At 42.6% G+C, this 7,036-nt stretch carries 10 protein-coding genes and 2 pseudogenes; 6 read left to right on the top strand and 6 right to left on the bottom strand.

Annotated elements, in window-relative coordinates:
• A partial coding sequence (locus tag PX484_RS19095; protein WP_288105144.1) for a class I tRNA ligase family protein occupies positions 1-705 on the bottom strand: 705 nt, incomplete at its 3' end.
• A gap of 346 nt (positions 706-1,051) precedes the next feature.
• On the opposite strand from PX484_RS19095, the gene PX484_RS19090 reads away from it, so the two are divergent.
• On the top strand, positions 1,052-1,642 hold the full coding sequence (locus tag PX484_RS19090; RefSeq protein ID WP_002758653.1) for a Uma2 family endonuclease: 591 nt from the start codon (positions 1,052-1,054) through the stop codon (positions 1,640-1,642).
• A gap of 478 nt (positions 1,643-2,120) precedes the next feature.
• Here PX484_RS19090 and PX484_RS19085 read toward each other — a convergent pair whose 3' ends face one another.
• A complete protein-coding gene (locus PX484_RS19085) occupies positions 2,121-2,444 on the bottom strand; it encodes a 30S ribosomal protein PSRP-3 (protein ID WP_002760450.1) in 324 nt (107 codons plus the stop codon).
• 103 nt (positions 2,445-2,547) lie between these two features.
• Between PX484_RS19085 and mutT the strand changes: the two genes are divergently transcribed.
• The 3 genes from mutT to mraY are packed head-to-tail and all read left to right on the top strand — an operon-like array spanning position 2,548 to position 4,343.
• Positions 2,548-2,970 carry an 8-oxo-dGTP diphosphatase MutT gene (gene mutT / locus PX484_RS19080; RefSeq protein WP_287766612.1) on the top strand — a complete coding sequence of 141 codons (423 nt, stop codon included), beginning with the start codon at positions 2,548-2,550 and terminating at the stop codon, positions 2,968-2,970.
• A complete protein-coding gene (locus tag PX484_RS19075) occupies positions 2,967-3,230 on the top strand; it encodes a DUF3134 domain-containing protein (protein ID WP_002735746.1) in 264 nt (87 codons plus the stop codon). Before mutT ends, PX484_RS19075 begins: the two co-directional genes overlap by 4 nt.
• Positions 3,231-3,275: 45 nt before the next feature.
• On the top strand, positions 3,276-4,343 hold the full coding sequence (mraY, locus tag PX484_RS19070) for a phospho-N-acetylmuramoyl-pentapeptide-transferase (RefSeq protein ID WP_287665588.1): 1,068 nt from the start codon (positions 3,276-3,278) through the stop codon (positions 4,341-4,343).
• On the opposite strand, the gene PX484_RS19065 is transcribed toward mraY, so the two are convergent.
• Together PX484_RS19065 and PX484_RS25855 are read right to left on the bottom strand one after the other, a co-directional pair.
• Positions 4,344-4,667, bottom strand: coding sequence for a HesB/IscA family protein (locus PX484_RS19065; protein ID WP_002774150.1), 324 nt, complete (start codon positions 4,665-4,667; stop codon positions 4,344-4,346).
• 239 nt (positions 4,668-4,906) lie between these two features.
• Positions 4,907-5,011: pseudogene (locus tag PX484_RS25855) on the bottom strand (bluetail domain-containing putative surface protein); the annotation flags it as partial.
• A 76-nt stretch (positions 5,012-5,087) separates the two neighbouring features.
• On the opposite strand from PX484_RS25855, the gene PX484_RS19060 reads away from it, so the two are divergent.
• Together PX484_RS19060 and PX484_RS19055 are read left to right on the top strand one after the other, a co-directional pair.
• Positions 5,088-5,378, top strand: a complete 291-nt coding sequence (locus PX484_RS19060) for a type II toxin-antitoxin system Phd/YefM family antitoxin (RefSeq protein ID WP_002746031.1) — start codon at positions 5,088-5,090, stop codon at positions 5,376-5,378.
• Positions 5,375-5,707: a type II toxin-antitoxin system RelE/ParE family toxin gene (locus tag PX484_RS19055; RefSeq protein WP_002761780.1), complete on the top strand. Its 333-nt coding sequence runs from the start codon at positions 5,375-5,377 to the stop codon at positions 5,705-5,707. Before PX484_RS19060 ends, PX484_RS19055 begins: the two co-directional genes overlap by 4 nt.
• A 177-nt stretch (positions 5,708-5,884) precedes the next feature.
• Here PX484_RS19055 and PX484_RS19050 read toward each other — a convergent pair.
• Positions 5,885-6,001 (bottom strand): annotated as a pseudogene (locus PX484_RS19050) (bluetail domain-containing putative surface protein); the annotation flags it as partial.
• 112 nt (positions 6,002-6,113) lie between these two features.
• Positions 6,114-6,908: a DUF4114 domain-containing protein gene (locus PX484_RS19045; protein WP_287766610.1), complete on the bottom strand. Its 795-nt coding sequence runs from the start codon at positions 6,906-6,908 to the stop codon at positions 6,114-6,116.
• Between the last annotated feature and the right edge of the window lie 128 nt (positions 6,909-7,036).

Below are 7,036 nucleotides of genomic sequence, written 5' to 3'. Positions count from 1 at the left end.
TTGCGGGTTGACAGCTACACCAGTATCACCGAGCATGGTTTCGGGCCTTGTGGTGGCTACTTGAAGATAACCGCTACCATCGCTAAGAGGATAGCGAAAATACCAGAGATTTCCCTCAATGTCCTTGTTTTCCACCTCTAAATCGGAAACGGCCGACCGGGATTCGGGACACCAGTTAACTAAGTATTGACCGCGATAGATTAATCCGTCCTCATAGAGTTTGATAAAAGCAGTACGGACAGCATGGGAAAGTCCCTCATCCATGGTGAAACGTTCCCGCGTCCAATCGACGGATACCCCCAAGCGTCGCAGTTGATTAACAATGGTACTACCGGACTCCTCTTTCCATTGCCAAGCGCGTTCGAGGAATTTTTCCCTTCCTAGTTGATAACGGTCGGTTTTTTCGGCTTTTAATTGGCGATCGAGTATAGCTTGTACTGCAATACTAGCGTGATCTGTCCCGGGCAGCCAGAGGGTATTTTTGCCGGTCATGCGCTTGTAGCGAACAAGTGTATCAATCAAGGAACTCTCGAAAGCGTGACCCATGTGGAGACTACCGGTAACATTGGGAGGGGGGATGACTATACAGTAGGTTTCGCCGCCTTTTTCGGGGTTTGCTGTAAATATCTCTTGATTTTCCCAATATTGCTGCCATTTCGTTTCTGTGATCTTGGGATCGTATTGCTTCGATAGTTCCGAGGTCATGATGGGGGGATTCTACAATTCTTAGTTCTTTGTCAATTGTCCCACATTTGGGAGAGATCAAATTCTGGTTTAGTTGCTGGCTAAAAATTTTCAAGAGTCTTATTAAGATAGCTGTTATCTTTTGCTGGGGTAAATATAGCTAATTTCTGGTAACTTTTTTGTATCTCACCAGTATAATAATTGCTATAATCAATTGAGAGAGCTAATCAATAAGTGGGTAGGTATTAAAAACTTTCAGATGCCCCCCTATTAAGGGTAGGGTTGATTCATGAATCAACCCTACTTAATAAGGGGGGATCGAACCTAAAATAAATTTTTAATTTAATTATAACCAGCTACTTAAATTATGACCATAGCAACAGATAAAAGTACCTATAGCTTTGCCGAATATTTACAACTAGAGGAAACGGCAGCCTATAAAAATGAGTATCAAGACGGGGAAATCGTACCGATGACAGGAGGCACTACCGATCATAATAAAATTGCTCTCAATTTTGCCGCTTATTTAAAATTTGCCCTCAAAGAACAGAAATATAATATTTTTATCGGTGATGTGAAATTATGGATAGCGCAATATCGTCAAGCAACCTATCCCGATGTGATGCTAATTGAGGGTGAACCGATTTATTATGAAACTGGCAAGACAACTGTTACCAATCCCAGATTAATAGTAGAAGTCCTCTCAAAATCAACTCAAAATTATGACCAGGGCGATAAATTTCTTTATTATCGTTCGCTGCCAGAATTGCAAGAATATATTCTCATTAGTCAAAGTCGTCCATATATCATGCAGTATAACAAAACTGAGGAAAATAAATGGTTATTAACGGAATACGAGGGTGAAAATGCCAGTTTATCTTTAACTTCTGTCAATTTTGCTCTCAGTTTTCAGGAAATTTACGAAGGAGTTACTTTTAATATAAGTAGCTGGTTATAATTAAATTTAAAATGGATTTTAGGTTCGATCCCCCCTTAGTCCTAGGGTTGATTCATAGTAGGGTTGATTCATAGTAGGGTTGATTCATGAATCAACCCTACCTTAATAAGGGTGGTGTCTGATAATTTTTAACGCCTACCTACTTAGGGATTGCTGAATAAATCTAAAAACCTTGTTGGATAAGACTTTTGGACTTTTTTCCCCTCAAAAAGTACCAGATATGGGAGTGATCAGGGGGAAATTCAGGGACTTTTTCCCTGAAAATTAGGTAATTGACCCCCTCAAAATCGGTAAAACCCCACACCCCACACCCCACACCCTACACCCTGCCCCTAGGAAAAACTTTTTCAGCAAACCCTAAGTAGTCGGACTTAGCGGAGGCAGGGGGCAGGAGGCCGTTTTTGTAACGGGGATTTATGCCCCGCTCCAAAAACTTTTCGCCTTAAGGCGAGGTTTTAGACCCGATTTTTTCGATAAATTAATTGCTACCACTAAAAACAACTTCGGGGAATTTTAACTGTGCATCGGCCATGGGGATTTGTCGGCCTTGATTGCGTAACTCTTGCCAAAAATTAATTACTTCTGTGGCTTTGTTGAGAACATCAACGCGATCGGACTCATCAATCCAGTGTTTTGCTTCTAACTCCTCTTGCAGTTGTTGCCAAGCATCATTGCGCGGCCAGAAAAAATAAGCGGTGAGGGGGCTAGTTCCTTTGCCGACCACCTGATCCACAGCGATCGCTACGTTCTGATCTAACCACAATACTTTTAAAATAAACTTTGATTCGGAACTGACTGTCATTGTTAATCGTTAATCGTACAATTCTCGATTATATCATCTTTTGACTCAATTCTCCGCAGTCAGTTTTTAACTATTTTTTCCTATTTTTTCGCCAATAACCGCTATGATTCCCGAAACAGACTCTTTAGCTTCTAAACAAATCGGTGTGGCCGTAATTAGAGACGATCGAGATTTAATTTTAATCGATCGCCGTCTGGCCAAGGGACTCCTGGGCGGTTTTTGGGAATTCCCCGGTGGCAAAATCGAAGGCAATGAAACGGTACAGGAATGTATTAAACGGGAGGTATTAGAAGAAATTGGCATTGAAATCGCAGTGGATAGTCATTTAATCACCATCGATCACACCTATAGTCATTTTCGGGTTAATCTACAAGTATATAACTGTCGTTATCTCAGCGGCGAAGCAAGGGCGATCGAATGTGAAGAAATCCGCTGGGTAACTATCGAGGAACTAGATAATTACACTTTCCCCGCGGCCAATCAAGAGATTATCAGAGCCTTAAAAGACATGGTAAACTCGAAATGATTGCTGTTAATCGTCGAGTGATTATGCTTAATCCTTCTATTCGTCAAGAACCCCGCTACGAACCGGCCGCGGTTATTCCCCTAAAAAAAGACGCTTCCATTGTCGAGTGGTTAGAAAAAAATAATCGCATGATTCCCCGGGATAAAATCGCCGAACCGGATCTGACTCTCGAAGAAGATGTGGAACTATCTGAACTGATGGATGTCGATGATATCGGTTATGATGACGACGAAGATGAATTAGTCTTAGATGAAGATTAATCCCGTCTTCTTTGGCAAATTTTCCCCTTATCTGGCGCTTTAGTCGTGAACGCTAACATTTTTTCCGCCCCTATCTTTAAAAAACCCACTGGAACCCATCTGCTGATTCTACTAACGGGATTACTATTTCTGTTAGTAGTTTTTTTTCAGGCCACTAATTCCCTGTTACTGCCCCTGATGGCCACAACGTTAATCAGTGCTGGTCTTGGTTGTCAAGTAGTACCGATGCTACGGCGCTTGAAAATGGGTCAGATCATGCGCGAAGATGGACCCCAGGCTCATTTAAAGAAAGCAGGAACCCCGACCATGGGAGGCAGCTTTTTTGTGCCAGTAGCCCTTATTTTCGCTTTAATCTGGTCTAAATTCACTCCTAATGTGGTGGCGGTTGCTTTGCTGACTTTTGCTTACATGGGTATCGGTTGGTTAGATGATTGGCAAATTTTGCGTTATAAGTCGAATAAGGGCCTATCTCCCCAGATGAAGTTAATTTTACAGATAACCGGGGCGGTGCTTTTTTGTCTCTGGATGTCGTTCAATCAGGTGAGTACCGATATCGGCCTTTGGGGTCGATTAGTGATTCCTTTGGGCTTTTTCTTCTGGATTTTGGCGGGATTTGTCCTTGTGGCTGAAAGTAACGCCACTAATCTCACCGATGGGGTGGATGGATTAGCGGGGGGAACTGGTGCGATCGCTTTTTTGGGTTTAGCCATTATTATCGCTCCTAGTCATCCGGATTTGGCGATTTTCTGCACTTGTTTTGCTGGTGCTTGTCTAGGCTTCATTTTTCATAACCGCAACCCCGCTAAAGTGTTTATGGGTGATACGGGTTCCCTCGCTTTGGGAGGAGCTTTAGCTGCGGTGGGTTTAATTACTGGACATCTCTGGGGATTATTTTTAATTAGTGGTCTGTTCTTTCTGGAATCTCTTTCGGTAATCGCTCAGGTTATCTATTATAAAGCCACAAAAGGACCCGATGGCAAGGGCAAAAGATTATTAAAAATGGCTCCTTTTCATCATCATTTAGAATTAAGTGGTTGGACGGAAACCAGGATTGTGGGAGCTTTTTATCTGGTTAATGCGCTTTTAGTTGTCTTGGCTATTTGGAGCAGTTAATTAGGCACTAAAGGAAAGACCACAACCGCAGGTATTTTGGGTGTTGGCATTGGTAAAACGGAAACCACCACCCATGAGATCTTCTGAATAGTCTAATTTTAAAATTTGTAGGTAGCGATCGCTGTCAGGATCCACTAAAATATTAATACCCTGACTTTGATAAAAGCGATCGTTTTCTGCCGCAATATCGGTTAATTCGAGATGATAGTGAAGTCCCGAACAACCACCGTTTTTTACTGCCAAACGCAGATAGGAACCAGTCAGGCGACGGCTTTGACTCCAACGTTCAATTTCTCTAGCGGCGGCGGGACTTAATTCGATCATTGTTTTTGAGACTATTGTAATAATGATATCAAGTTATTGTGAAGTTATACCACAGTTTTTGTCAAACTTTCTTTATGTTAAGAAAGATGTGACTAATGGATGGCGGGGGTAGCTGACAATTTTTAACACAGAAAACGGTTTTCTCCGAGAAACCCGTTTTCTAGGTGACTTAATGCTTCTTTCCAGGGTTCATTTTTAATCATTATGCTAACCGAATCACAGAAGGAGAGCTTAGACACTTAAACAAAGAAATTACCCTCTGGAATGCTCCCTAAAGCTGGTAAAGTAGCGGTAAATCCGGTGATATTTATTAATAAATCATTGCTCGATTGGAAGCCAGCCGTGAGAGGAGCGGGTATTTGTCACAGGGGAATTAATTTGTGGTAGCATATAATTAAATGCGTCTTGTCTGCTAAGATAATGCTCAACCTTTCAAAAGACATTCATTCTCTAACTGAGTTTAAACGAAACACGACCCAGTTCCTAGAGCATCTCAAACAAACCAAAGACCCTTTGGTGCTTACGGTTGATGGGAAAGCAGCACTCGTCGTACAGGATGCGGAATCCTATCAGACACTTCTTGAAGCTGCTGAATTGGTTGAGACGCTTAAAGGAGTCAAGCGTGGTCTTGAAGAGATGAAGCAAGGCAAAGGTAAGAAGGCAGAGGAATTCTTCTCTGAATTGTTCGATAAGCTGGACAGTTCTCCATGAGCCAAAAGTATCAAGTCGTCATACAACCTGAAGCACAACAGGGAATTGAAAAAGCCTATCTGTGGTTCAGTAAAGATTCTCCTCGAAAAGCGAGGTTGTGGCTAGAAGGATTGTACAAAGCAATTCTGTCACTAGAGCAAATGCCTTACCGTTGTTCACTGGCTTTTGAAAATAATTTCTTGGAGGAAGAAATCCGACAACTTATTTATGGTAAGGGACGTAGTGCCTACAGAATTCTCTTTACCATCACTGGCGATATTGTGCAGATTCTTTTCGTGCGCCACGTTGCACAAAAGCCTTTGTCAAGTCAAGAAGATGAAGAAGAGTAGAGGCCCATGGCATACCATTGTTGTCCTAAATTGTGACGGCAAAGTTTTGATAGGTAAGGTTATACCATTTTTCTTTATTCGTGGCAGACATCCTACTGCCATCTTCCTTTCTGGGAGAGGAGTTGGAGTTTAGGGTAATTAACCATCTCTGCCATTACTTTAGAAAAATGCTATTAATTAAACAAAGAAATTACCCTCTGGAATGTTCCCTAAAGCTGGTAAAGTACCGGTAAATCCAGTAATATTTATTAATAAATCATTGCTGGATTGGAAGCCAGCCGTGCTATCATTAATCGGGAACCGCAATGAGTCCTGTGGGGCGACAAATGACGGTGATTCGCAGTTAGAAAAAGACAACCACCGCCAACTCCCAGAGGAAATGGTTTGTCAAACCAGCAAGGGATGATTAAGCAATAAAATTAAACGCCAAAATCCCATCATTAAAGTCGTTATCACTGATATTGGGTAAGTTCCCCGGTAAATCCTCAAAGCCAAAGATATTATTCCCCCTTGACCGTAAATGTTCCGCCCCATCGGGATTTGCCGCCCCAAAGGAGAAATAGGCCACTTCATGACTCATATAGTTTTCTAGGGTAGCCGCCACGTTATCGGGATTCTTGGTCAAAAATGCCTGAACACTCCCTTGCAGACTTTCTCCCAGATTGCCCCCATTGGCAATCACAAAGGGTGCGTAGCGTCGCCCCCCTTGCAACAACACATCCCCAAATTCAGCGGCGGTGGTGCTTTGGTTTGCCCCTTCCCCACTGGCCCGCAAAATGAAGTTATTCACTGCTTGACTTAAGGCGGTACGGGCATAACCCGCTTGACCGGGTTGAATTAACTCTGTGACGTTGCCATCTCCATCTAAATCGAGGCTGTCAAAAACGGCTCCGTTGTCATCCGCCACTGGATAGAGACCGACAACGTTATTGAAGAAAGCTCCCGTCTGTTTAAGTCCTTCCTCAATGGCTTTGACCTGTATGCTACCGGGCAAGTTACTGAAGTTGAAAACCAGAGAACCTTGTCCATTACCCGTATCTTTAAATTGGAGGGTTTGGGGATTAACGGCTTGGTCGGGTAGATTGGTAATTTCTAGGGTGAAATTAACCGTTGCGTCTGGCGTGGCATTGGGAGCCGGGTTGAGGGTAGTATCCGTTACCGCAACTGTCAAGTTATAGAGGGATTGGGCAGCAATTCTCATTTTAAAAAGTAACAAGTGATACAGACAGAAACAAAGCTTTAAGCAAGCTACAAAATGCGCTCCCGCGAGTGCGACTGCATCGCAGAGAAGTGAGTATATAGAGTATTTATACTCAAAATATTTGAAAG

Origin of the sequence: Microcystis sp. M49636_WE2 (genome assembly GCF_030065375.1) — a bacterium.
Classification (GTDB): domain Bacteria; phylum Cyanobacteriota; class Cyanobacteriia; order Cyanobacteriales; family Microcystaceae; genus Microcystis; species Microcystis aeruginosa_C.
This window is presented reverse-complemented; position numbering and strand designations above follow the sequence as displayed.

What these genes read in the sequence shown, in the direction of transcription:
- PX484_RS19090 (WP_002758653.1), top strand. Translation starts at nt 1,052, where the DNA reads ATGACCATAGCAACAGATAAAAGTACCTATAGCTTTGCCGAATATTTA.
- PX484_RS19085 (WP_002760450.1), bottom strand. Translation starts at nt 2,444, where the DNA reads ATGACAGTCAGTTCCGAATCAAAGTTTATTTTAAAAGTATTGTGGTTA.
- mutT (WP_287766612.1), top strand. Translation starts at nt 2,548, where the DNA reads ATGATTCCCGAAACAGACTCTTTAGCTTCTAAACAAATCGGTGTGGCC.
- PX484_RS19075 (WP_002735746.1), top strand. Translation starts at nt 2,967, where the DNA reads ATGATTGCTGTTAATCGTCGAGTGATTATGCTTAATCCTTCTATTCGT.
- PX484_RS19065 (WP_002774150.1), bottom strand. Translation starts at nt 4,667, where the DNA reads ATGATCGAATTAAGTCCCGCCGCCGCTAGAGAAATTGAACGTTGGAGT.
- PX484_RS19060 (WP_002746031.1), top strand. Translation starts at nt 5,088, where the DNA reads ATGCTCAACCTTTCAAAAGACATTCATTCTCTAACTGAGTTTAAACGA.
- PX484_RS19055 (WP_002761780.1), top strand. Translation starts at nt 5,375, where the DNA reads ATGAGCCAAAAGTATCAAGTCGTCATACAACCTGAAGCACAACAGGGA.
- PX484_RS19045 (WP_287766610.1), bottom strand. Translation starts at nt 6,908, where the DNA reads ATGAGAATTGCTGCCCAATCCCTCTATAACTTGACAGTTGCGGTAACG.